This is a genomic window from Flavobacterium sp. TR2 (assembly GCF_025252405.1).
In the GTDB taxonomy this organism is placed as follows: Bacteria; Bacteroidota; Bacteroidia; order Flavobacteriales; family Flavobacteriaceae; genus Flavobacterium.
This window is the reverse complement of record NZ_CP104307.1, coordinates 3,528,026-3,554,457: the sequence shown is the minus strand read 5'-3', so window position 1 is coordinate 3,554,457 and position 26,432 is coordinate 3,528,026. Positions and strand designations below refer to the sequence as shown.

The window sequence follows — 26,432 nt, the reverse complement described above, 5'->3', positions numbered from 1 at the left end:
ATTAAGAGGCTTTTTTAGATTTATATTTTCAGTTAAGAAATTTTACCTTTAATAATTTCATCCACAATTTCTGGATTTAATAATGTTGAAGTATCTCCAAAATTAGAATTATCCCCTTCAGCTATTTTACGTAAAATTCTACGCATGATTTTTCCTGAACGAGTTTTTGGCAAACCAGAAACAAACTGAATTTTATCCAATTTTGCAATTGGTCCAATATGATCAGAAATATATTGATTAATCTCTTTACTCAAATTCGTTCTATCTCTAACTTCTCCAGTTTCTTTCAGAATTACATAACCATATAATGCATTTCCTTTAATGTCATGTGGAAATCCAACAATAGCAGATTCTGCTACAGCTGGGTGTTCGTTGATAGCATCTTCAATTGGCGCAGTTCCAAGATTATGACCAGAAACAATTACCACGTCATCTACTCGACCTGTAATTCTGTAGTAACCAACTTCGTCTCTTAAGGCTCCGTCTCCTGTAAAATATTTTCCAGGGAAAGCAGAGAAATAAGTGTCTTTATAGCGCTGGTGATCTCCCCAGATAGTTCTGGCGATTCCAGGCCATGGGAATTTTATGCACAAACTTCCAACTACTTGATTTCCTTCAATTTCATTGCGCTTTTCATCCATTAAAACAGGCTGGATTCCTGGCAACGGCAATGTAGCATAAGTTGGTTTTGTTGGCGTTACAAAAGCGATTGGCGAAATCATGATTCCTCCGGTTTCTGTCTGCCACCAAGTATCAACAACAGGACATCTCTTGTCTCCAACGTGATCGTTAAACCAGTGCCAAGCCTCTTCGTTGATTGGCTCTCCAACAGATCCAATAACTTTAAGAGACTTAAGAGGGTATTTTTGAATATAATCTAAACTTTCTTTTGCCAACGAACGGATTGCTGTTGGAGCAGTATAGAATTGTGTAATTTTATGTTTTTCGATAATGTCCCAAAAACGGCTAAAATCTGGGTACGAAGGAACTCCTTCAAAAATAACAGTTGTAGCTCCATTTAATAATGGTCCGTACAATATATAAGAGTGACCTGTGATCCATCCGATATCTGCTGTACACCAAAAAATATCATTGTCTTCGTAGTTGAAAACATTTTTAAAAGTATAGGCTGTATAAACCATGTAACCAGCCGTAGTATGAACCATTCCTTTTGGTTTTCCTGTTGATCCAGAAGTATATAAAATAAACAACGGATCTTCAGCGTCCATAATTTCAGCAACACTGTTATCAAGAGCGGCATCTAATAATGGCTGCAACCAAATATCACGGCCATCTTTCATTTTAACTTCAGTATTAGTTCTTTTTGCAACCAAAACTTTTGTTACAGAAGGACAAGTTTCTAGAGCTTCGTCTACAATTCCTTTTAAATCAATTGTTTTATTTCCTCTATAACCTCCGTCTGATGTAATGACCATCTTACACTCGCAGTCATTAATTCTTGCTGAAACTGCAGAAGCAGAAAATCCAGCAAAAACAACAGAATGTATAGCCCCTATTCTAGCGCAAGCCAAAACAGCAACTGCCAATTCTGGAATCATTGGCAAATAAATACAAACTCTATCTCCTTTACGCACGCCCTGCTCGCGCAAAACATTGGCCATTTTTGAAACGCGTTCGTATAATTCGTTATATGTTATATGCAAAGCTTCTTCAGACGGATCGTTCGGTTCAAAAATAATAGCCGTTTTTTCGCCTCTTTTGCTTAAATGTCTATCTATACAGTTTTTAGTAATATTTACTTTAGCATCTGTAAACCATTTTACTTCAGCATCGGCCATATTAAAATCAACTACTTTTTCCCATTGCTGGTACCAAGTAAAATTCTCTTCGGCAATTTTGCCCCAAAATTTTCTCGGTTCCCTTATTGACTTATTGTAATGTTTAAAATATTGTTCTAAATTTTCAATTTTATAATAACTCATATGTTTTTGGAATTTTTTTTATAAATGTATTAAATCTCACTGTATTCTTAAAATTATTTAATTTATAAATTTTAGCAAATAAAAACACATATTAAAAAAAATATCTCTTTTTATTGCATTTAATACAAAAAAACACTTTTTTACATTAAAAAGCATATTACAAAAAAGGCGCAGCAAATAATTACCACGCCTTTTTGTTTTTAACAATTTCAATAACAATTAATTTCGTAATTATAGAATTACAATACTTTCTCTATTTTGAAAATAGCAGCATCTTTATTAATTAAAATAGAAATTTCAACAAGTACATTTTTTTCAAAATATACCCCATTTTAGGGATCCGCTTTCACTTAACTCACTCTCACAGAAGTTAAGTGAATGCAATATGCATCTATATCTATTATCTTAATAAGTGCTTACTAATTCAAAATATTACAAATCATTGATACAGTGCAAATTCCGCAGAATCGGATTCTGCGGAGTTCCCAAATTATTATCCAATTTTTTTCATTGCTGTCATAGACTCTCTCAACCAAGCTCCTACTTCTTCAATAGGATGCTGACGGATTTCTTTGTTTACAGCAATCAATACAGTATTATCTACTCCGTTTGAAGTTGAAAATGGCTTACCAATAATATTAGTTTCAACTTTTTTCATGAATTCAGTCAATAATGGCTTACAAGCGTGATCAAATAAATAACATCCGTATTCAGCAGTATCAGAAATTACACGGTTCATTTCGAATAATTTCTTTCTTGCAATCGTGTTTGCAATCAATGGCAATTCGTGCAATGACTCATAATAAGCAGATTCTTCAATGATTCCAGCTTCAGTCATTGTTTCAAAAGCCAATTCAACACCAGCTTTTACCATTGCAATCATTAACACTCCGTTATCAAAATATTCTTGCTCTGAGATTGGAGCTTCTTGCGGAGCTGTTTTTTCGAAGTTCGTTTCTCCTGTTGCAGCTCTCCATTTTAATAAATTCACATCGTCATTTGCCCAGTCAATCATCATAGTTCTTGAGAATTCTCCAGAAATGATGTCATCTTGGTGTTTTTGGAATAATGGACGCATGATATCTTTCAATTCTTCAGCCAATTCGTAAGCTTCAATTTTTGAAGGATTATTTAAACGATCCATCATATTTGTAATACCACCGTGTTTCAAAGCTTCAGTGATAGTTTCCCATCCGTATTGGATTAATTTAGATGCGTAAGCAGGATCGATTCCTTTTTCAACCATTTTATCGAAACATAAAATAGATCCAGTTTGCAATAATCCGCAAAGAATTGTCTGCTCACCCATTAAATCTGATTTTACTTCAGCCACGAAAGATGATCTTAAAACTCCTGCTCTGTGTCCTCCTGTAGCAACAGCATAAGCTTTTGCCTGATCTAAACCAAATCCGTTTGGATCATTCTCTGGGTGAACAGCGATAAGAGTTGGAACTCCAAATCCTCTTTTGTACTCTTCACGCACCTCAGAACCTGGACATTTAGGAGCACACATAATAACAGTGATGTCTTTACGAATCTGCATTCCTTCTTCTACGATGTTGAATCCGTGAGAATAAGCCAAAGTAGAACCTTGTTTCATTAATGGCATAATAGCAGTCACTACCGCTGTGTGCTGTTTGTCTGGTGTAAGGTTGCAAACTAAATCTGCTGTTGGAATCAATTCTTCATAAGTTCCTACAGTGAAACCATTTTCAGTTGCATTTTTATAAGAAGCTCTTTTTTCTGCGATTGCATCTGCGCGCAATGCATAAGAAATGTCTAAACCAGAATCTCTCATGTTTAAACCTTGATTCAAACCTTGTGCTCCACAACCAACAATTACAACTTTTTTTCCAGCTAATGCTGCAATTCCGTCTGCAAATTCTGATTGCTCCATAAATTCGCAAACTCCTAATTGTTCTAATTGTAATCTAAGTGGTAATGTATTGAAATAATTTGCCATTTTTGTTTTAATATTTAATGAAATGAAATTTAATATTGATTATATATAACTAAGATTTTATTATTTAGAAGGTTTCCAATAATGAAGAAATTTCCATTTTTTGCTTAGAAACCGATATTCTTCCCGAACGTACAAACTGCATAATTCCGTATGGTTTGAACTTTTGGTATAATTCTTCTATTTCAGAACGTCTTCCTGATTTTGAAATCACAAAGAAATCGCGAGAAACTGTTACAATTGTAGACTGGCTCTCTTTGATGATATTCTGAATTTGCTTCTCGTCAAACAACAAACTTGAAGCGATTTTAAACAAAGCATTTTCTAAGAAAATAGTCTCTTCATCTGTATGATAAAATGCTTTTATAACCTCAATCTGTTTTTCGATTTGTCCCACGATATTCTGAACCCATTTTTCTGTTGTATTAACTACAATGATAAACCTTGAAACATTCTCTATTTCTGATTCTGAAACATTTAAACTTAATATATTAATGTGACGCTTTAAGAATATCCCTGATATTCTGTTTAACAAACCCACGTTATTTTCTGAGTATACCGATATGGTAAATGTTTTATCTTCCATTTGTTTTTTAGTTTTTTTTTGTTTCAAGTTTCACGCTTCAAGTTCTGCTGAGAACGTAAAACCTGAAACTTAAAACATGAAACTTTTTTTAGCTTAATCTAATTTCTGACACACAAGCTCCCGTTGGAATCATTGGGAAAACGTTGTTTTCTTTTTCGACTACAACTTCCAAGAAGTATGAATCTTTTGAAGCCAGCATCTCAGCGACCGCTGCGTCCAAATCTTCTCGCTGTGTAACTTTTTTAGATTTGATATGATACCCTTCAGCAATTGCAATGAAATTTGGATTAATCATTCTTGTTGAAGCATATCTGTTATCAAAGAATAATTCTTGCCATTGGCGAACCATTCCTAAGAATTCGTTGTTTAAAACCACAATTTTTACCGGAACCTCCGTTTGGAAGATTGTCCCAAGCTCCTGTATTGTCATCTGGAAACCTCCATCACCAATAATCGCTACTACTTCGCGTTCTGGTTTTCCCATTTTCGCTCCAATCGCAGCAGGCAATGCGAATCCCATTGTACCCAATCCGCCAGAAGTAATATTACTTTTTGTTGAATTGAATTTTGCGTAACGGCAGGCAAACATCTGGTGCTGTCCAACATCTGAAACGATAATGGCATCTCCTTTTGAGTGTTTGTTGATCATTTCGATAGTTTCTCCCATCGAAATTCCTTTACCGTTTGTCGGGTTTAATTCTTCTTTTATTACAGAATCGTATTCAACCTTACTTAATTCTTTAAATTCATTATGCCATAAATCGTGAGATTTAGCATCAAGAAGTGGCAATAAAGCGGCTAAAGATTCTTTTACGTCTCCTAAAACAGCGATTTCCGTTTTAACGTTTTTATCAATCTCAGCAGGATCAATTTCAAAGTGAACTACTTTTGCTTGTTTTGCATAAGTGCTTAATTTACCTGTAACACGGTCGTCAAAACGCATTCCGAAAGCAATTAAAACATCGCACTCATTTGTCAATAAATTTGGCGCATAATTTCCGTGCATTCCAAGCATACCTACATTCAAAGGATGATCTGTTGGCAAAGCTGACAATCCTAAGATTGTCCAAGCAGCTGGAATTCCAGCTTTTTCAACTACTGCTTTAAATTCAGCTTCGGCCTGGCCTAAGATAATTCCCTGACCAAAAACAATAAGCGGTTTTTTTGCACTATTGATTAAAGCTGCTGCTTCGGCAACTTTATCTAAATTTAATTTTGGAACTGGAATATAACTTCTGATTCCAGTACATTTTTCATAACTAAAATCTAACTCATCAAACTGAGCGTTTTTAGTAATATCAACCAAAACTGGTCCTGGACGACCAGAACGAGCAATGTAAAATGCTTTTGCAATAATTTCAGGAATCTGCGAAGCTTCAGTTACTTGAAAATTCCATTTTGTAACCGGAGTTGAAATCCCGATAATATCTGTTTCCTGAAATGCATCAGATCCTAATAAATGTCTTCCCACCTGTCCTGTTATACAAACTAAAGGCGTTGAATCGATTTGAGCATCTGCAATACCAGTAACTAAATTTGTTGCTCCCGGTCCCGAAGTAGCTATTGCCACTCCTACTTTTCCTGTAGCTCTCGCATAGCCTTGAGCTGCATGAGTAGCACCTTGTTCGTGACGCACTAAAACGTGGTGCAACTGATCTTGAAATTTATATAATTCGTCGTAAACTGGCATTATCGCACCACCTGGGTAACCATAAATTAAATCTACTCCTTCTGCTAATAAACATCTTATAACGGCTTCTGCCCCTGATATTTTCATAGTATATTGTTTTTATCAATTTCAATGCTTTTGAAACTGATTTTTGATTTTTTTTATAATTATTTATCGGTTACACATCCTGTTGATGCGCTCGAAACCGATTTAGCGTATTTAAGTAAAACCCCTCTGTCAACTTTTAAAGCCGGCTGAACCCATGCCGCTTTTCTTGCTGCAAATTCTTCGTCAGATATCTTCAGGTCGATTGTATTTTTCACAGCATCGATAGCAATTAAATCACCGTCTTTTACTAATGCAATACCACCACCGTCATATGCTTCTGGTGTAACGTGACCTACCACGAAACCGTGCGAACCGCCCGAGAATCTGCCGTCTGTAATTAGTGCACAACTGCTTCCTAATCCAGCACCGATAATAGCAGATGTAGGCTTCAGCATTTCAGGCATTCCCGGACCACCTTTTGGTCCACAACCTCTGATGACGACTACATTACCTGGTTTAATTTTTCCGGCTTGAAGACCTGGAATTACTTCAAATTCGCCTTCAAATACAACAGCTGGCCCTTCGAAATATTCTCCTTCTTTTCCACTGATTTTTGCTACAGCACCTTCAGAAGCAAGATTTCCGTATAAAACCTGAATGTTACCTGTTGGTTTTAATGCTTTTTGAATTTCATGAATCACTTCTTGCCCATCTTGTAAATCTGGAGTTGAAGCTAAGTTTTCAGCAACTGTTTTACCTGTTACTGTTAAACAGTCTCCGTGGATAAGTCCCACTTTCAGTAAATATTTCATAACTGCTGGAATACCTCCAACTTCGTGAATGTCTTCCATCATATATTTACCGCTTGGCTTCATATCTGCCAACACTGGTGTTCTATCGTTAATCGCCTGGAAATCATCTAATGTGATTGTAATTCCAACCGAGTGAGCCATTGCAATTAAGTGCATAACAGCATTTGTAGAACCACCTAAAACGGCTACAATTGTAATAGCGTTTTCAAAAGCCTTACGAGTCATAATGTCTCTTGGCTTAATATCTTTTTCTAATAATATTTTGATTGCTTTTCCAGCTTCAAGACATTCGTCTCTTTTTTCTTGGCTTAAAGCAGGGTTAGAAGAGCTGTATGGCAAACTCATTCCTAATGCTTCAATTGCAGAAGACATTGTGTTTGCAGTATACATACCACCGCAAGCACCTGCTCCTGGACAAGCATTTTGAATAACACCTTTAAAATCTTCTGGAGTAATTTCGCCTTTTACTTTTTTTCCTAATGCTTCAAAAGCAGAAACGATGTTTAAAGACTCTCCTTTCCATTTTCCAGAGTGGATAGAGCCACCGTAAATCATCATTGACGGGCGATTCAATCTTCCCATTGCAATTAATGCTCCAGGCATATTTTTATCACAACCAGGAATAGCTATAATACTGTCATACCATTGTGCTCCAGCAACAGTTTCAATAGAATCTGCGATTACATCACGAGAAACTAGCGAATAGCGCATACCTTCAGTTCCGTTCGAAATACCGTCACTGACACCAATGGTATTAAAAATAAGTCCGACAAGATCTGCATCCCAAACACCTTTTTTAACATCTTTTGCTAAATCGTTCAAGTGCATATTACACGTGTTACCATCGTAACCCATGCTCACAATACCAACTTGTGCTTTCTTTAAATCTTCTTCAGTTAAACCAATTCCGTACAACATCGCTTGCGCCGCTGGCTGTGTTTGATCTTGTGTGATGGTCTTGCTGTACTTATTTAATTCCATTATAGTTTTATTTTTTTTTAATTTTTTATTCAAAAAAAAACCTTCCAGTATTTGGAAGGTTTGTAATATAGTCTTTCAATTATATTTATAACATTCCCGATGCAGATGTGTGAATCACATTGACAACAACGACAGAAGTAATAATAATTGAGATTTGCATCTTTTATTTTTTTAGTGTGACAAAAGTAAAGAAACTTCTGGAACTAAAAAAATAAAATCTCAACATTTCCGATACTTCTTGTTATTATCTTCACATTTTAACAAAAAATATTAAACAATTGTAGATTGCCCAATACTTACATTGTCATTATTGAAATACAGCAAATCATCTTTGCTAAAAATAAAATTAGAAACGAACTCTCCTACTTCGTTGGTTCCAAATTTTGAATCTGGTTTCAAATCAACTGTAACTACTTTGTATTCAATTGCTTTTTCTACCGCTTTATAGATTACGTGAGCTTCTTTAGTTAATCCGAAATGCTCTAACAGAAGAGCTGCAGCTAAAATCGAAGCGATCGGATTGGCAATGTTTTTTCCTTTTGCTTGCGGGTATGATCCGTGAATTGGCTCAAACAAAGCATTTTTTTCTCCTAAAGAAACTGATGGCAATAAACCAATCGAACCTGTAATTACACTGGCTTCATCAGATAAAATATCTCCAAACAAGTTCTCTGTCAAAATCACATCAAATTGTTTCGGATTTAAGATTAACTGCATTGCCGCATTGTCAACAAATAAAAAATCAAGTTTAACATCTGAATACTCTTCGCTCACTTTCTGAACTACTTTTCTCCACAATCTTGAAGTTTCCAAAACATTTGCTTTATCAACCATCGTTAGCTTTTTGCGTCGTTTTTGTGCCGCTTTAAAAGCTAAATGTGCAATTCTCGTGATTTCTTCTTCTGAATATTCACATAAATCTGAAGCGTGTGTCCCTTCTTCATTAAGTGTTTTTGTTCCGAAATAAGCACCACCCGTTAATTCTCTAAAAATGGTAAAATCTGCTCCTTCGATAATCTCTCTTTTTAAAGGAGAAGCTTCAATTAAGGCCTTATAAGGTTTTATAGGACGAATATTTGCAAACAAACCAAGTTCTTTACGCAGTTTCAGCAAACCTTGCTCGGGACGGACTTTTGCATTTGGGTTATTATCGTACTTAGGATCTCCAATCGCGCCGAGTAAAACTGCATCTGTATTTAAGCACAGATTCAGAGTCTGCTCTGGCAAAGGGTTTCCTGTCTTATCGATAGCAACCGCTCCCATCAGCGCTTCTTCAAAAACAAATTCGTGATTGTACACTTCGCCAATGGCGTACAAAGCTTTTTTAGCCTGTAATATTACTTCAGGTCCAATTCCATCTCCTGGTAAAACTGCAATTTTTAAATTCATAATCTCTCGCTCTTTATGTCTTTAAATCCTTATTGTTCCTAGTTTATTTTTTAAATATTAACTTCAATTTTAGAAGCTTCAATAATTTGGTGGATATCTGCGTCTACAACTTCTTTTTTAATGTCAGCAAATTTTAAGAATTCGATGTAAACGATATCCAATTGTGTTTTTGTCAATTCGTAACCTACTTTTTTAGCGCGGTAAGCCAAAGCTGCTCTTCCGCTTCTTGCCGTTAAAATGATCGAAGATTCATTTACACCTACATCTAGCGGATCCATGATCTCGTAAGTTGCTCTGTTTTTAATCACACCATCTTGGTGAATACCAGAACTGTGCGCAAAAGCATTTGCTCCAACGATTGCTTTATTTGGCTGTACAATCATTCCCATACTTTCAGAAACCAAACGGCTCATTTCGTTCAATTCTCTTGTATTGATGTTTGTATCTAAATTTAAGTAAGGATGCTGTTTGAAAATCATTACCACTTCTTCAAGTGCAGTGTTTCCAGCTCTTTCGCCAATACCATTAATAGTACATTCAATTTGTCTTGCTCCATTTATAGCTCCTGCGATTGAGTTTGCAGTTGCCATTCCTAAATCATTATGGCAGTGGCATGAAAGGATTACGTTTTCGATTCCTTTTACGTTTTCTTTTAAGTATTTAATTTTTGCTCCGTATTCTTCTGGAAGGCAATATCCAGTTGTATCAGGAATATTCAATACCGTCGCTCCAGATTTGATAACTTCTTCACAAACTTTAGCCAAGAACGCATTATCTGTTCTACCTGCGTCTTCTGCGTAGAATTCTACATCTTCTACATAAGATTTAGCGTGTGATACAGCATATTTTGCTCTTGCAATAATATCTTCAGGCGTAGTATTTAATTTGTGGAGTATATGAGATTCCGAAGTTCCGATTCCAGTATGGATTCTAGGTTTCTTAGCGTGCTTTAAAGCAGCTGCAGCAACATCAATGTCGTTTTTTACGGCTCTTGTTAGTCCGCAGACGGTTGCATTTTCTACAATTTTACAAATCTCAGAGACCGATAAAAAATCGCCCGGACTTGACACAGGAAAGCCTGCTTCGATAATGTCAACTCCCATTTTGTCTAGTCGTTCTGCGATAACTAATTTCTGTTTAGTATCTAACTTACATCCTGGAACTTGTTCACCATCTCGCAATGTGGTGTCAAAAATTTGAACTTTCTCTCTATTCATATTCATTTATTTAATGTAATTTCACATCTTGATAACAAATATATATTGTACTATTACAGTGTGAAATTCATTTTCATTAAATTATACTGTTTATAAAACGTTTTATCCTATACTAACTAACTTATATTCAATAAGTTATATTATTATTTTTTACAATGGCTAACCATCAAAAAGATTTCTTATTTGTTCTAATCAAATCACTTTCGAAATCAGAAAAAAGGCAATTTAAAATTTTTGCAAGCCGATTAGAAACGAGTTCAAATACAAAATTTATCGAATTATTCAATATTTTAGATAAATCTGAGGTTTACGATGAAAAACTCATTCTAAAGAGCGGTGTTATCCAAAAAGTACAGTTATCTAACTTAAAATCATACCTATACAAGCAAATTCTAGTTAGCATAAGATTAAACATCCCAAGCCAGAATATTCGTTATCAGCTTCGTGAGCAAATGGATTTTGCTGTTATTCTTTATAATAAAGGATTATACAAACAGAGTTTAAAAATATTAGACAAAACAAAACAGCAGGCTCTTGAAAATGATGAAAAATATATGGCGTATGAAATTGTGGAGTTTGAAAAATTAATCGAATCGCAATATATCACTCGAAGTATTCAAGGACGCGCCGACGAATTGGTTGTTCAGGCCAAAGAATTGAACTATAGAAATACCATTTCGAGCAAATTGTCCAATTTATCACTTCAGCTTTACGGAATCATGCTAAAAACAGGTTACGTAAAAAATGATGAAGAGTACCGATATATAGATGATTATTTTAACAAGCATATTTCCAAACTTGACGAAAGCAAATTTGGTTTCCGCGAAAAATACTGGTTTTACAATGCCAATCTTTGGCGAAGCTTTCTAGTGCAGGATTTCTTGGCGAGTTATAAATTTGCCTATAAATGGGTTCAGCTTTTCTATGATAATCCGAATATGATTTATCTTAATCCTGTATTTTTTCTAAAAGGAAATCATTATTTCTTAGAATCGCTTTATATGTTAAAGTATAAATCGAATTTTAAAAAATACTTGAATCTTTTGGAAGAAACGATTGCAGACCCAAAGTTTCCTGCAAATGACAATCTTGCTTCGTTGTCTTTTCTGTATGTGTACAACAACAAATTAAATCTACACATTTTAGAAGGCACTTTCGCGGAAAGCGAATATTTGATTCCTGAGATTTTAAGCAAGCTTAAATTGCATAGCGAACATCTTGATGAGCACCACGAGATGCTGTTTTTCTATAAAATTGCTTCTATTTATTTTGGTAACGAAAAGTACAATGAGTGTATCAATTATTTAGATAAAATCATCAACAATAAAAACTTGACGATGCGCGAGGATTTAATGTGTTTTGCCAGATTATTGTCGCTCATTGCACATTATGAGCTTGGAAAAGATTATTATTTGGAAAATCATTTAAAAAGCACTTATAAGTTCTTGTTAAAAATGAACGACTTGCACGAAGTTCAAAAAGAAATCATCAAATTTTTAAGAAACTTAAACAACTTCTACCCTGCTGATATCAAAAAAGAGTTCAAGAAAATGCATACTCGTTTTGTAGAACTTGAAAAGAATACGTACGAAAAAAGGGCTTTCTTATACCTTGACATCATTTCTTGGCTGGAAAGTAAAATTGAGAATAGAAAAATCGCTGATATAATTAAGGAGAAAGCGAAACTTAACAATCGTTAAAAATTCTAATAAAGAAATTCCAAATTCCAATAAAAAAGGGTTGAAAAATGAAGTTTTTCAACCCTTTTTGTCATTCTGAGGAACGAAGGGCCACACTAAAAATTATTGAATAGTAATTCTCCTATCTTTGTTCATTTACGAGTATGATCCTTCGTTCCTCAGGATGACAAACTAAACGCTAAAAACAACAAACCCGACAGGTTTTAAAAACTTGTCGAGTTTACTTTTTTATATAAATTTTAAAAATTACAAATTTGTAATTCTTTAAATACGGCTTTAGTTATATCTTTTCGGCAACTACCAAAATCACTCCTGTTATTTTTCCTATCCTGTAAAAGTCTAGTAGCAAAAAAATAACTTCTACTCTCTTTCTCAATATAGCCTACCCACCAACCAATATTAACGCCTTTTTCTCTTGTCCATCCAGTTTTTGAATAAACTTTATAATCTGAACCTTCATCGCTTAACATTACATTTTTCACTATTTGAATATTTCTTCTCGAAAACGGCAACTTCTCATCGTATAGTTTCTTTAGAAATTCAACTTGATTAATTGGGGAAATTCCAAAATCTCCAAAGTTCCAAAAATCGCTATCCTTTTGAGAGAGATTGACATTTCCATAGTTGCATAACTGCAAATACTTTTCGTAATTCTTCTTACCAATTTTCTTTGCTAATTCTACAAATACCCATCCAGCAGAAACTTTAAAAGCTTCCTTTACCGTCATATCATGATATATTTCAGGTCTATAACCATACCTTACAGTATCCGTTTTTCCTACCCATTTTACTATATCATTCTCACTGCTTATAGTTTTTGTTTCAAGCGCAATAAGAAGATTAACGATCTTAAAAGTAGATGCTGGCAATGTTTGTGCATTGTCAGCATCCTTATCAGACAAAATCCATTTGTGGTTTACGTTATCATAAATAGCAATTGAACCCGTAACACCACAAGAATCAAAATATTTTTTAAAATCTTGGCGAACTATAACAGTATCTTTTGCATTTAACAAAACACTATTTTTATTTGTGCCCTTAGACAGGCAAGAAATTAATATTGCGCTTGTTAAACTTAAGAATACTTTATATGTCATTTTTAAGATGGATTATTAAAGCTTATTCGACAATATTAGAAGTCGTTACATAGAAATCTTTATCTACTTCTAGTTTTCTATCTTCATTATCTGTTTTTACAGATTGCCATTCTGTTGTTGGCTTCAGCCAAGTTTCAACACCATTTAATTTTACTCTTACCGGCATATCAAATTTAGAAACACAGTTAGTCCAATGATATCCGAAAGTTCCGTTTTTAAACATATATTCAAAAACCGGAATTTGTGTTGTAGTCAAATATTGCGCAAAAACTCTGTTGAAGTTAATTCCAGACTGTTCATTCATATAATCCTGAATCTGCTTTCCTGTAACGGTTTGATGATAAAAAGTCTTGTTCATGCCTCTTAAAATCGATTTCCATTTTGCATCATCATTGATGATCTGGCGTATCATATGAAGCATCGAAGCCCCTTTTGGATACATATCGCCAGATCCTTCATTGTTTACATCATAATGTCCAATAATCGGAATATCATTTTGAATGTTTTTTCTGCATCCAATTATATATTCTGCAGCAGCATCTTTTCCGTAATAATACTCCACAAAAAGACTTTCTGAATAATTGGTGAAACTCTCATGAACCCACATATCTGCAATATCTTTGTACGTAATATTGTTAGCGTACCATTCGTGTCCAGATTCATGAATAATGATAAAGTCAAACTTTAATCCCCAACCGGTTCCGCTCAAATCTCGTCCTAGATAACCATTTTTATACTGGTTTCCGTAGGTTACAGAACTTTGGTGCTCCATCCCTAAATATGGAACTTCAACCAATTTATAGCTGTCTTCGTAGAATGGATAAGGCCCAAACCAGTTTTCAAAAGCTTTCAGCATTCTGGGAGCATCTTTAAATTGCTCTTTTGCCAAAGCCAAATTATCTTTTAACACATAATAATTACAGTCTAAATTTCCTTTTTCTCCTTTAAAGACTTCTGAAAAATTCACATAATCGCCAATATTGATGTTAACTCCATAATTATTGATCGGATTTGAAACATACCAGTTGAAAGTTTTTGTTCCGTCTTTTTCTTTTTTAACGCTTTGCAGTCTTCCATTAGAAACCTCTGTCAAGTCACCAGGAACATTTACGCTAATAAGCATATTCTCAACTTCGTCGTACATATGATCCTTGCAAGGCCACCACACGCTCGCGCCTAAACCCTGACAAGAAGTGGCAATAAAATCTTTTCCGTTTTTATCTTTTTTCCAAGAAAATCCGCCGTCCCAAGGAGCTCTTACAGCTTCCTTTGGTTTTCCTTCAAAGAAGACTACGATTTCTTTTACATCACCCACTTTCTGTTTTTCGTTTAGAGTAATAAAAAAAGCATTTCCATCTCTTTCAAATTTCAAATCTTTGCCGCTCTGCGTTACTTTAGTAATGTTCATTGGTTCCTGCAAATCGATCTGCATACGGTTGTTTTCTGTCAAAACAGTGTAACGAACTGTATTGGATCCCGAAATTGATTTTTCAGATGGCTTAACTTTTACATTAAGATGATAATATTTCAAATCCCACCAAGCTCTTTCCTTTGTGATGCTTCCGCGTAAAGTATCCTGATGCGTAAAAACGGTTGCTGACTTATTTAAAAGTCCTTGTGCGTTGGCGGTAAAACCAAATAGAAAAGCAGTTAGAATGCTTCCAAAGTATTTTCTCATTATTTACAATTTTGCAATAAAGGCTTTTAAACCTATTTAATCTGTAACAAATGTAAACATTCATATTAATTATTTTAGGTTTTTATGATTTGTCAAAACAAAAAATAAACCCAGCTGAAACTTAAACAATTCAACTGGGTTTGATTTTTAAACTTTTACAAGAATTAATCTGTAATATCAGACGTAATAATATAAAAGTTTTTATCTACAGCAAGCGTTGGCTTATCGCTTTTAACATCTAATTCTTGCCATTCCTTTTTAGGTTTAAGCCAAGTTTCGACACCATTTATTTTTACCTTTAAAGGCATATTGAATTTGGGCGTGCAATTGATCCAGTGATATCCTAACTTTTGGTTATAGAAAAAATACTCAAAAGTTGGCACTTGGTTCGTTCTTAAATACTGATTGAAAACATTGCTTAAATCGATTCCTGATTCTTTACTCATATAGTCCTCAATTTCTTTTGTGCCAACGGTTTTATGGTAAAAAGTGCTATTTAAGCCCCTTAGGATATTTTTCCATTTTGCATCGTCATTTACAAGCTGACGGATGGTATGCAGCATATTGGCTCCTTTGGGATACATATCGCCAGAACCTTCTTGGTTAACATCGTAAATGCCAATAATTGGAATATCATTGCTAATTAATTTTCTTTGCCCGATAATATATGCCGCAGCAGCATCTTTGCCGTAATAATATTCAAGAAAAAGGCTCTCAGAATAAGTTGTAAAACTTTCATGAATCCACATATCGGCCATATCCTTGTAGGTGATATTATTAGCAAACCATTCGTGTCCAGATTCGTGAATAATGATATAATCAAATTTTAGCCCCCAACCTGTTCTGCTCATATCATGACCCAAATAGCCATTTTTAAACTCGTTCCCATAAGTTACAGAACTTTGGTGTTCCATACCCAAATAAGGCGCTTCGACCAATTTATAGCTGTCTTCGTAGAATGGATATGGTCCAAACCAATTTTCAAGCGCTTTCAGCATCTTTGGCGCGTCTTTAAAATGTTCTTTGGCAATGGCTAAATTGTCTCTCAAAACATAGTAACTGCAGTCTAAATTGCCTTTTTCTCCTTTAAATTTTTCTGTAAAATTGACATAATCCCCGATGTTGATATTGACTCCGTAATTGTTTATCGGATTGGCCACATACCAGTTAAAAGTTTTGGTTCCATCTTTTTGTTTTTTAACGCTCTGAAGCCTTCCATTTGAAACATCAGTTAAATGCCCAGGAACATTTACGCTGATCAGCATATTCTCTACTTCATCGTACATATGATCCTTGCAAGGCCACCATACGCTTGCGCCTAACCCTTGACAAGACGATGCAATAAAATCTTTTCCGTTTTTATCTTTCCGCCAAGTAATTCCTCCATCCCAAGGCGGATCAACAGCTTCTTTAGGAATACCGCCAAAGGACACTATAATTTCTTTTGTTTCGCCAACTTTTTGATTTTCGTTCAAAGTAATAAAAAAAGCATTCCCGTCTCTTTCAAATTTCAGTTCTTTTCCATTCTGAGTTACTTTTGTAATATTCATTGGTTCCTGAAGATCTATCTGCATACGATTGTATGGTGTCAGAACCTCATAACGAACTGTATTGGTTCCCGAAATAGTTTTATCTGCGGGATTCACTTTAATATCAAGATGATAATATTTCAGATTCCACCAGGCCCTTTCCTTTGTTATGCTGCCGCGTAAAGTATCCTGATGTGTAAAAACCTTTCCAGACTTATCGCTCAAAAGTCCCTGAGCATTGACAGTAAAACCAATTAGAAAAGCAACTAAAATGCTTCCAAGATAATGTTTCATATTTAAAAAAATTGGAGTGAGATATTTTGCTGTTTTTAAACAAATGTAAGCATTCAAGTTAATTTTTTATTTTATATTATTAAAAAACAACACTTTATTAAAATATTCTTCTCTATTTTAGCTTTTAATTTATATTTTAACTCTATGAAACTGCCGTTTTCTATCATCGCCTTATTCTTAACCATACAATTCTCAACTTACTCCCAGACATTTCCTGTTCATAAAACAAAAGAAAAAATTAATATTGACGGTGATTTATCAGAATGGAAAATGCCGTTTCTTGGCCCCTTTGTTATTCACAATACAGGAGAAAAAGCCACGCAGCAGACTTTTGTTTCGCTTTTATGGGATAACGAAAATCTTTATGTCGCTTACAAATGCACCGATTCTAAAATCGTTGGAAAGGCGCAAGCCAAAGATTCACAGATTTTTGACACAGACGATTTAGCAGAAATTTTTCTAGATCCTGATGGAGACAGCCAAAATTATATAGAAATCGGAGTTAATGCATTTTCTACCCACTATGATTTGCTTTTAAAATGCATTTCGCCAGAATGCGGAGGATGGAATACCTCTATGAATTTTGATATTAATGACCTAGAATCTATAAGTAAAATAACGGCTGAAGGCTATACGGTCGAAATTAAAATTCCGTTTTCAAGCCTTGAAAAAATTGAAAATGGCGGTTTCCAAAAACCCAAAATCGGAACAAAATGGAAAGGAAATGCTTTTAGAATTGATTACGGTAACACAACCGAATATCTTGCTTTACAGCCTTATAAAAGTTTGCAGTTTGGTTTTCATCAGCCACAAGAATTTACGGTTTTTGAATTTGTGAAGTAATTAAATTACGGAAAAAAAATGCACTTCTGTTGGGTTAAAATATTCTACATCATCAACTAAAAACTTAAAAGCCGAATTAGTTTTTGTCATTTTATAAACTTCGAAAATGGACTTATTACGCATGAAATTTATACTTTGATAAAATCTACCATTAAAATTTCCGTAAAACATATACGTTTCCAAGAACATAGAAATCCCTTTCTTTACAATTATCGGATTTAAAAAATCTTTCGGCAAGAATATGTCTAGAAAAGCATTATTATCAACATATAACTCTCCAGTACTTTCATTAATTGGATAAAAATTCCCATAAGGTGATCTTTCTAAAAATAAAATTAACCTTTGTCCCTTTTTTAATTCTTTAATTCTGGAATCACATAGCCATCCTTTCCAGATTGCTACATTAATTTTCGAACTCGATTTCCCTTTTATGAACTGACTTATAGTGAATTCATATTCATTTTTGGAAACTTTAGAAACAGTTCCGTCAACAATCAAAACAGCTTTAGATATAACCAATGAATATGGCATTATATCTTTCTTAAATCCGTAATTAAACACAGAGTAAAACAAAAACACTAAACAAAAATTAAGCCTCATAAAAGTTCTTATTAATAAACTAAAAGTACTTTTTTTTTAGATATTAAGACATAAAAAAATCGTATTATGAACCACAATACGATTTGATTTATTTCATAAGAAAGAGCTAACAGACTACTTCTGGCGTTTCTTCAAAACTTCAATAACATCATTTAACTGAAAACCTTTTGCCTGCAATAAGATCAGGTAATGAAATAGTAAATCGGCGCTTTCGCTAAGGAACAAATCGTCGTTGTCATCTTTTGCTTCAATAACTACTTCTACAGCCTCTTCACCCACTTTTTGAGCAATTTTATTGATTCCTTTTTCGAATAATGACGCTACATAACTCTTCTCAGAATCTGCATTTTCTCTACGCATTTTAATGGTATTCTCCAATTGCGAAATAAAACCGTAATTCGCATCATTTGGTTCCTGCCAGCAAGTATCTGCGCCCGTATGACACGTTGGCCCGACAGGTTTTGCCTGAATTAAAAGCGTATCGCTATCGCAGTCGTTTTTTATATCGACTAAATTCAAAAAGTTGCCACTCTCCTCGCCTTTTGTCCAAAGTCTTTGTTTGGAACGGCTGTAAAAAGTCACTTTTTGAGTTTCTATTGTCTTTTGAAGCGATTCTTCGTTCATATAACCCAACATCAGAACATTTTTTGTTTCTGAATCCTGAATAATTGCTGGAATTAATCCGTGTGCGCTTTTGATATCAATTTCCATTTTAATTTTAGAATTTAGAATTCAGATTTTAGATTCTCTGAATTCTTGTTATTTTAGATTTAATCTATTCTCTCTTCTTATTTCTTGCTTCTTCCTTCTTTCAAAGTCTAACCTCAATTCCATTCCCTCTAAGTTCTTCTTTCAGCGCTTTGATTTCGATTTCTTTAAAGTGAAAAACACTCGCTGCTAAAGCTGCATCGGCTTTTCCGACTTTGAATGAATCAACAAAATGCTGTATATTTCCAGCACCTCCAGAAGCAATGATCGGAATATTTATTAATTCTGACAGCTTCGCCAAAGCTTCGTTTGCAAAACCATTTTTGGTTCCGTCGTTATCCATTGATGTGAATAGTATTTCGCCGGCACCTCGTTCTGCAACTTCTACAGCCCAGTCAAATAAATTCAACTCTGTTGGAACTTTTCCGCCAACCAAATGTACAATCCATTGCCCTTCGATTTGTTTGGCGTCGATGGCAACAACAACGCATTGACTTCCAAATTTCTGCGCCAAATCGTTTATCAACTGTGGATTTTTTACAGCCGATGAATTTATCGAAACTTTGTCAGCTCCGTTGTTCAGCAAAATTTCAACATCTTCAACAGACGAAATTCCGCCACCAACCGTAAACGGAATATTGATTTTCTCCGCCACACTTCGCACCATGTTTACCAGCGTTTTACGTCTTTCTTCCGTTGCCGAAATATCCAGAAAAACCAATTCATCTGCTCCTTCTGCTGAATAGATTTCAGCTAATTCCACAGGGTCGCCTGCATCACGCAAGTCAACGAAATTAACGCCTTTTACGGTTCTTCCGTTTTTTATATCTAAGCAAGGTATGATTCTTTTTGCTAACATTTATTTAATGTGTTAATTTGATAATTAGTCAATTAGATAATTCTATGCGTTTGCTAAATTAATTATCTAATTAACTCATTATCTAATTATATAATTCTCAAGTTGTTTCAAAGTAATTCTTCCTTCGTAAATCGCTTTTCCGATAATTGTTCCTTCACAGCCTAATTCTGCAAGTTTTGGTAATTCATCGAAAGTTGAAATTCCGCCAGAAGCGATTAGTTTAATCTCGGCTCCACTTGATTTGTCATTACAGTTTTCCAAAATTTTACCGTACAAATCAAAACTTGGCCCCTGAAGCATTCCGTCTTTGGCAATATCCGTGCAGATAACGTACTGAATCCCTTGTTTTTGATAATTTTGAATGAACGGAATCAAATCTTCATTTGACTCTTCCAGCCAACCAGAAACGGCAATTTTTTCATCTTTGGCGTCAGCGCCTAAAATAATTTTATCTGAACCATATTCTGAAATCCATTTTTCAAAAATCGCTCTGTTTTTTACGGCAATACTTCCACCTGTAACCTGACTTGCACCACTTTCAAAAGCGATTCTCAAATCATCATCTGATTTCAATCCTCCTCCAAAATCAATTTGCAGATCAGTTTGTGTCGCAATTTGCTCCAATATTTTGTAGTTGACAATTTTACTGGATTTTGCACCGTCTAAATCAACTAAATGCAAATATTGAATTCCGTGCGCTTCAAATGATTTCGCCACTTCAAGCGGATTCTCGTTGTAAATTATTTTGGTATCATAATCACCTTTGGACAAACGCACGCATTTTCCGTCAATGATGTCTATGGCTGGTATTATTCTCATGTCTGCTATTTTAGATTTTAGATTTCTAATTTTAGATTCTCTAAATTTGATATTTTATTACCTTTGATTTTTTGAAATTTATAAATTGGAATTTAACTTTAAGAAGTTCCCTAAAATTTTCTCCCCAACATCACCGCTTTTTTCTGGGTGAAATTGTGTTCCGTAAAAATTATCCTTTTGCAAAGCAGATGCGTATTCAAGATCATAATGGGTTGTTGCAATAGTTTCAGGGCATTTTGGCGCGTAAAAACTATGAACCAGATACATGAATTCTTTCTCTGAAACTCCTTTAAACAAATCGGTTTTCAGATCGTAAATCTGATTCCAGCCCATTTGAGGCACTTTTACGTTGTTTGAAAATTTCAAAACATCAACATCAAAAATCCCTAAACCTTGAGTATTTCCTTCTTCGGTTTTATTGCACATCAGCTGCATTCCGAGACAAATTCCTAAAACGGGTTGTTTCAATTGCGGAATTAAATTATCCAAACCGCTTTCGCGAAGCTTCATCATAGCAGAGCTCGCCTCGCCCACGCCAGGAAAAACCACTTTATCCGCCCCTTTAATCTCCTCTGGATTATTGCTCAAAACCGCTGTAAAACCAAGTCTTTCAATAGCAAACATAATGCTCTGAATATTTCCTGCTCCGTAGTTTATAATTACTATTTTCATTAGTTTTTTGTTTGTTTTGTTTCAGGTTTAAAGTTTCAAGTTGCGTATAGAAGGTAAAACCTGAAACTTTAAACTTGAAACAAAATTTATTAAAGCATTCCTTTCGTTGAAGGTAAAATCATTTTTTCTGTATCTCTTTTTACGGCTACTTTTATTGCTTTCGCGAAAGCTTTAAAGATGGCTTCAATTTTATGATGCTCGTTGATTCCTTCTGCTTTGATGTTTAAATTGGCCTTTGCGCCGTCTGTGAATGATTTGAAGAAATGATAAAACATTTCTGTTGGCATTTTCCCTACCATTTCACGCTTGAATTCGGTTTCCCAAATCAGCCAGTTTCTTCCACCAAAATCAATTGCTGCCTGTGCTAAGCAATCATCCATTGGTAAGCAGAATCCGTAACGCTCGATTCCCAGTTTGTTTCCTAGCGCTTTCGCGAAAACTTCTCCCAAAGCAATTGCCGTGTCTTCGATGGTATGGTGCTCATCAACTTCCAAATCACCTTTTACAGTGATTTCCAAGTCCATTTGACCGTGACGTGCGATTTGATCCAACATATGATCAAAAAAAGCAATTCCGGTATCGATTTTGCTTTTTCCCGTTCCGTCAAGATTTAAATTGATGTAAATATCTGTTTCATTGGTTTTACGTGTAATTGAAGCTGAACGTGCTTCTAACTTCAAAAACTCATAGATTTTCTTCCAATCCATTGTCTGTAAAACAATTGTCTCGTTCAATTCTTCACGTTTTGATGAGATTTCGTTGCTTCCGATTCCGTCAGTATCATTCATGAAAATTGCTTTTGCCCCAAGATTTTTAGCCAGTTCAACATCTGTCAAACGATCTCCTAAAACAAATGAATTCTCCAAATCATATTCAGGATTATTCAGGTATTTTGTCAACATTCCGGTTCTAGGCTTGCGGGTTGGCGCATTATCTTCAGGAAACGATCTGTCGACAAAAATCTCATCAAACAAAACACCTTCATTTTCAAAAGCTCTTAAAATAAAATTTTGTGTTGGCCAAAACGTATCTTCCGGAAAACTATCTGTTCCCAGTCCGTCCTGATTGGTTACCATTGCCAATTCATAATCCAGTTCATTGGCTATTTTAGCCAGATATTGAAATGCTTTTGGATAAAACTCTAGTTTATCCAAACTGTCTAATTGATAATTTTCTGGTTCTAAAACGATCGTTCCGTCACGATCGATAAAAAGTACTTTTTTCATAGTTTATATTTTTCTGCCACAGATTGCACAGATTATAATTATTTTTTTTGCCACGAATTACACAAATTATCACGAATTTAATTAGTGGAAATTCGCGTAATTCGTGGCTAAAAATCACACACAGAAAGAAATCATTTTAATCATTCGAATCTGTGGCTATATTTTAATTCAATAGCTTCAATTCTTTTATAACAACTGCATTTTCTTCTTTTGTTCCAATCGTAAAACGAAGGCAATTTTCGCATAAAGGCTGAGTTGTTCTGTTACGAATAACAATTCCTTTTTCGATTAACTGATCGTATCTTTTGTTGGCATCATCAACTTTTGCCAAAATGAAATTGGCTTCTGTTGGATATACTTTTTCAACGAAACTTACCTCAAGTAATACTTTAAGCAGTTCTTCTCTTTGTTCTATAATAGAAGCTATTTCCTGTTTTATTTTTTCAGAATCCTGCAAACGTTCTTTTGCTCTTTGCTGCGTTAATTCGTTTACGTTATAAGGTGGCTTGATTTTATTTAAAATTGAAATTACTTCTTCTGAAGCATAGCAAATTCCTAAACGAATTCCAGCCAGACCATACGCTTTTGAAAGTGTTTGCGTAATCACTAAATTAGGATATTCATCAATCTCGGTCAGCCAACTTTCTTTGTCTGAAAAATCGATATAAGCTTCGTCAATGACTACCAAACCTTTAAAATTTTGAAGCAATTTAACGACACTTTCATCCGAGAAAGAGTTTCCTGTTGGGTTATTCGGCGAACATAAAAAGATGATTTTGGTGTTTTCATCAACAGCTTCCAAAATCTTTTCGACCTGAGGCTGAAAGTCTCTCGAAAGTAAAATTTCTCTGTTTTCAACTGCGTTAATATTCGCCAAAACGCCATACATTCCGTAGGTTGGTGGCAGCGAAATAATATTGTCTTTGTTAGGTTCGCAGAAAGTTCTGAAAAGTAAATCCAAAACTTCATCACTTCCGTTTCCTAACAGAATCTGGCTTTGTTTTGTATTATTCTTTTTAGCTAAAATCGCTTTAACCGAATTCTGCTGCGGGTCTGGATAACGATTTACACCATTCTGAAACGGATTTTCGTTTGCATCCAGAAAAATCATCTCAGCGGTATCAAAATCTTCAAACTCATCTCTTGCCGACGAATATGGTTTTAATGATTTTACGTTTTCACGTGTTATTGTATTTATATCGAAAGTATTCATTGTATTTTCTTTATTCCTGAAAGGTTTCTAAAACCTTGTAGGCATTAATTTATTAAGTTTCTAAATCGTAAATCTAGACCTACGAGGTTTTAGAAACCTCGCAGGACTGCAGACGTAAGGTCACAGCATTTTTATGCGCCTGCAAACCTTCGGCTTCAGCCATAAGCTCGATTGCTTTCCCTATATTTTGAATTCCTTTTTCTGAAATTTTCTGAAATGTCATCGATTTCATAAAACTATCCAGATTTACGCCGCTGTAATTCTTTGCGTAACCGTTTGTTGGCAAAGTGTGATTGGTTCCCGAAGCATAATCTCCAGCACTTTCTGGAGTGTAATTTCCGATAAAGACAGAACCTGCATTTACGATTCCGTTACAATAGAAATCATCGTATTCTGAGCAGATTATAAAGTGTTCAGGGCCATATTCGTTGATTAAATCCAAAGCAACTTGATCATTTTCGACGTAAATCAATTTTGAATTTTCAATCGCTTTTTCTGCAATCGCTTTTCTAGGAAGCACTTCTAACTGTGATTGAACTTCTTTTTCTACTTCAGCAATTAATTTTCTAGAAGTCGAAACTAAAATTACCTGACTATCAGTTCCGTGTTCGGCTTGAGACAATAAATCTGAAGCTACAAAAGCTGGAACAGCTGAATCATCGGCTACAATCAAGAGCTCTGAAGGTCCTGCCGGCATATCTATCGCCACACCAAACTGAGTCGCCAATTGTTTTGCCACCGTAACAAATTGATTTCCTGGCCCGAAAATTTTATAAACCTGCGGAATAGATTGAGTTCCAAATGTCATTCCGGCAATCGCCTGAATTCCGCCCACTTTTAAAATTTTGGTAACACCACATAAATTTGCCGCGTATAAAATCGCCGGATTAATTTTTCCTGTTTTATCTGGCGGAGAACATAAAACAATTTCTTTGCAACCCGCAATTTCAGCAGGAACAGCCAGCATTAAAACCGTTGAAAACAAAGGCGCGGTTCCGCCGGGAATATACAATCCAATTTTTTGAATTGGTCTTTTTTCCTGCCAGCAGCTCACTCCTTCAATCGTTTCAACAGAAACGCGGTCTGTTTTTTGAGCGTTGTGAAATTTATAAATATTACTTTTCGCTAATTCGATTGCTTCTTTCAATTCGTTCGGAATCAAACTAATCGCTTCTTCAATCTCTGCTTGTGAAACTTCATAATTATCTAATGAAATTCCGTCGAAAATTGAAGTATATTTTGCAACGGCTTCGTCACCTTTTCTTTGAACTTCTTTAAAAATTTCTTTTACCGTAAATTCGATATCATCTACAGTTTTAGTCGGTCTTTTTAATATTTCAGACCAGTTTTCTGGTTTTGGATTGTCTATTTTATTCATTTTTTTTTATGCTTTATGCTTATTTTGCTATAGGCAATAAGCTATAGGCTTTAAGCTTTATTAACTTTGTCTTTTTAGCTTAAAGCATATTGCTTAAAGCCTAAAGCGGGCAAAGCCCTAAAGAACCATTTTCTCAATTGGGCAAACTAAAATTCCTTCGGCTCCTACTTCTTTTAACTGATCTATTACATCCCAAAAAGTATCTTTATCAATTACAGAGTGAACGCTGCTCCAACCTTCTTGAGCTAGAGGAAGAACGGTTAAACTTCTCAGAACCGGAAGGATTTTTCCAACTGCTTCAATTTTGTCGTTTGGAACGTTCATTAAAATATATTTCGAATTTCTTGCTCTTAATACCGCTTGAATTCTAAACTTTAAAGTATCAATGTGTTTTTGGATTTCTGGAGAAACTTTTGGCGAAACAGCTAAAACAGCCTCACTTTTCAAAATAACTTCAACTTCTTTTAGGTTATTTTTAAATAAAGTGCTTCCGCTTGAAACGATATCTACAATCGCATCTGCAAGGCCAATATTTGGCGCAATTTCTACAGAACCAGAAATTTGATGAATATCTACAGTTAAACCAAATTTATTGAAATATTCGGTAACTGTATTTGGGTAAGATGTTGCTATACGAAGATTCGCTAAATCTTTTACCGAATTGTATTCGAAGGTTTTAGGAACAGCAACAGAAACTTTACATTTTGAAAATCCTAATTTCTGAACCACTTCAATTCCTTTTCCTTTTTCTACCAAAAGATTGTCGCCAACAATAGCTAAATCTACCACTCCGTCAATTAAATACTGCGGAATATCAGAGTTTCTAAGGTATAAAACCTCAAGAGGAAAATTTGAAGCTTCTGCTTTTAACTGGTCAATTCCGTTGTTGATTGAAATACCGCAGTCTTTTAGAATTTGAATGCTGTCTTCGTTTAAACGACCCGATTTTTGAATTGCAATTTTTAAAGTACTCATTTTTTTAGTTGTTTGTTAAATTAATAGTTTGAGTACAAAGAGAGCTTGAATTAAAAAACCCGTTTGATGTACTCAAACGGGTTTTAAAATATGATGATTTACACGCATACCATTAACACATCGCTTGAGAGCAATAATGTAAATGATGATGATGTAATTGAATTGAAATCATGATTTGTTTTGTTTTTTACTTCTTTGATTCGGTTGCAAATATAATAGATAAAATAATTAAAAAG

The 26,432-nt window shown here is 34.7% G+C and carries 21 protein-coding genes; 2 read left to right on the top strand and 19 right to left on the bottom strand.

Features of this window, described 5'->3' with window-relative positions; translation table 11 throughout:
• Positions 1–32 precede the first annotated feature (32 nt).
• From acs to N4T20_RS15540, 7 genes are all read right to left on the bottom strand, one after another.
• Entirely contained in the window at positions 33–1,943 is a 1,911-nt protein-coding gene (gene acs / locus N4T20_RS15570; RefSeq protein ID WP_260670054.1) for an acetate--CoA ligase, read from the bottom strand.
• Positions 1,944–2,436: 493 nt separating this feature from the next.
• A complete protein-coding gene (ilvC, locus tag N4T20_RS15565; protein WP_260670053.1) occupies positions 2,437–3,906 on the bottom strand; it encodes a ketol-acid reductoisomerase in 1,470 nt (489 codons plus the stop codon).
• A gap of 64 nt (positions 3,907–3,970) precedes the next feature.
• Entirely contained in the window at positions 3,971–4,489 is a 519-nt protein-coding gene (ilvN, locus tag N4T20_RS15560) for an acetolactate synthase small subunit (RefSeq protein ID WP_260670052.1), read from the bottom strand.
• 88 nt (positions 4,490–4,577) lie between these two features.
• Complete coding sequence (gene ilvB, locus N4T20_RS15555) at positions 4,578–6,266, bottom strand: biosynthetic-type acetolactate synthase large subunit (RefSeq protein WP_260670051.1); 1,689 nt, start codon at positions 6,264–6,266, stop codon at positions 4,578–4,580.
• Between the two features lie 59 nt (positions 6,267–6,325).
• Positions 6,326–7,999: a dihydroxy-acid dehydratase gene (ilvD, locus tag N4T20_RS15550; protein WP_260670050.1), complete on the bottom strand. Its 1,674-nt coding sequence runs from the start codon at positions 7,997–7,999 to the stop codon at positions 6,326–6,328.
• A gap of 270 nt (positions 8,000–8,269) precedes the next feature.
• Complete coding sequence (leuB, locus tag N4T20_RS15545; RefSeq protein WP_260670049.1) at positions 8,270–9,388, bottom strand: 3-isopropylmalate dehydrogenase; 1,119 nt, start codon at positions 9,386–9,388, stop codon at positions 8,270–8,272.
• A gap of 50 nt (positions 9,389–9,438) precedes the next feature.
• Entirely contained in the window at positions 9,439–10,605 is a 1,167-nt protein-coding gene (locus N4T20_RS15540) for a 2-isopropylmalate synthase (protein WP_260670048.1), read from the bottom strand.
• 155 nt (positions 10,606–10,760) lie between these two features.
• Here N4T20_RS15540 and N4T20_RS15535 point away from each other — a divergent pair, with 155 nt between their 5' ends.
• Positions 10,761–12,305 carry a hypothetical protein gene (locus tag N4T20_RS15535; protein ID WP_260670047.1) on the top strand — a complete coding sequence of 515 codons (1,545 nt, stop codon included), beginning with the start codon at positions 10,761–10,763 and terminating at the stop codon, positions 12,303–12,305.
• A gap of 239 nt (positions 12,306–12,544) precedes the next feature.
• On the opposite strand, the gene N4T20_RS15530 is transcribed toward N4T20_RS15535, so the two are convergent.
• The 3 genes from N4T20_RS15530 to N4T20_RS15520 form a co-directional block, all read right to left on the bottom strand.
• Positions 12,545–13,402 carry a penicillin-binding transpeptidase domain-containing protein gene (locus tag N4T20_RS15530; protein WP_260670046.1) on the bottom strand — a complete coding sequence of 286 codons (858 nt, stop codon included), beginning with the start codon at positions 13,400–13,402 and terminating at the stop codon, positions 12,545–12,547.
• A gap of 22 nt (positions 13,403–13,424) precedes the next feature.
• Positions 13,425–15,080 carry a M1 family metallopeptidase gene (locus N4T20_RS15525; protein ID WP_260670045.1) on the bottom strand — a complete coding sequence of 552 codons (1,656 nt, stop codon included), beginning with the start codon at positions 15,078–15,080 and terminating at the stop codon, positions 13,425–13,427.
• 164 nt (positions 15,081–15,244) lie between these two features.
• The gene (locus N4T20_RS15520; protein WP_260670044.1) at positions 15,245–16,903 is read right to left on the bottom strand and encodes a M1 family metallopeptidase; all 1,659 of its coding nucleotides are present in this window, start codon (positions 16,901–16,903) and stop codon (positions 15,245–15,247) included.
• Positions 16,904–17,047: 144 nt separating this feature from the next.
• On the opposite strand from N4T20_RS15520, the gene N4T20_RS15515 reads away from it, so the two are divergent.
• The gene (locus N4T20_RS15515) at positions 17,048–17,746 is read left to right on the top strand and encodes a carbohydrate-binding family 9-like protein (RefSeq protein ID WP_260670043.1); all 699 of its coding nucleotides are present in this window, start codon (positions 17,048–17,050) and stop codon (positions 17,744–17,746) included.
• Here N4T20_RS15515 and N4T20_RS15510 read toward each other — a convergent pair whose 3' ends face one another.
• From N4T20_RS15510 to hisG, 9 genes are all read right to left on the bottom strand, one after another.
• Positions 17,747–18,277: a hypothetical protein gene (locus N4T20_RS15510; protein WP_260670042.1), complete on the bottom strand. Its 531-nt coding sequence runs from the start codon at positions 18,275–18,277 to the stop codon at positions 17,747–17,749. It abuts the gene before it with no gap.
• A 183-nt stretch (positions 18,278–18,460) separates the two neighbouring features.
• The gene (hisIE, locus tag N4T20_RS15505) at positions 18,461–19,057 is read right to left on the bottom strand and encodes a bifunctional phosphoribosyl-AMP cyclohydrolase/phosphoribosyl-ATP diphosphatase HisIE (RefSeq protein ID WP_260670041.1); all 597 of its coding nucleotides are present in this window, start codon (positions 19,055–19,057) and stop codon (positions 18,461–18,463) included.
• 100 nt (positions 19,058–19,157) lie between these two features.
• Positions 19,158–19,913 carry an imidazole glycerol phosphate synthase subunit HisF gene (hisF, locus tag N4T20_RS15500; RefSeq protein ID WP_260670040.1) on the bottom strand — a complete coding sequence of 252 codons (756 nt, stop codon included), beginning with the start codon at positions 19,911–19,913 and terminating at the stop codon, positions 19,158–19,160.
• Between the two features lie 78 nt (positions 19,914–19,991).
• Positions 19,992–20,732: a 1-(5-phosphoribosyl)-5-[(5-phosphoribosylamino)methylideneamino]imidazole-4-carboxamide isomerase gene (hisA, locus tag N4T20_RS15495; RefSeq protein WP_260670039.1), complete on the bottom strand. Its 741-nt coding sequence runs from the start codon at positions 20,730–20,732 to the stop codon at positions 19,992–19,994.
• 78 nt (positions 20,733–20,810) lie between these two features.
• Positions 20,811–21,404, bottom strand: coding sequence for an imidazole glycerol phosphate synthase subunit HisH (gene hisH / locus N4T20_RS15490; RefSeq protein WP_260670038.1), 594 nt, complete (start codon positions 21,402–21,404; stop codon positions 20,811–20,813).
• A gap of 89 nt (positions 21,405–21,493) precedes the next feature.
• Positions 21,494–22,630, bottom strand: a complete 1,137-nt coding sequence (gene hisB, locus N4T20_RS15485; protein WP_260670036.1) for a bifunctional histidinol-phosphatase/imidazoleglycerol-phosphate dehydratase HisB — start codon at positions 22,628–22,630, stop codon at positions 21,494–21,496.
• Positions 22,631–22,793: 163 nt separating this feature from the next.
• Positions 22,794–23,843, bottom strand: coding sequence for a histidinol-phosphate transaminase (gene hisC / locus N4T20_RS15480; RefSeq protein WP_260670035.1), 1,050 nt, complete (start codon positions 23,841–23,843; stop codon positions 22,794–22,796).
• A gap of 79 nt (positions 23,844–23,922) precedes the next feature.
• Complete coding sequence (gene hisD / locus N4T20_RS15475; protein WP_260670034.1) at positions 23,923–25,221, bottom strand: histidinol dehydrogenase; 1,299 nt, start codon at positions 25,219–25,221, stop codon at positions 23,923–23,925.
• Positions 25,222–25,338: 117 nt separating this feature from the next.
• Complete coding sequence (gene hisG, locus N4T20_RS15470; protein ID WP_260670033.1) at positions 25,339–26,196, bottom strand: ATP phosphoribosyltransferase; 858 nt, start codon at positions 26,194–26,196, stop codon at positions 25,339–25,341.
• Positions 26,197–26,432: the final 236 nt, after the last annotated feature.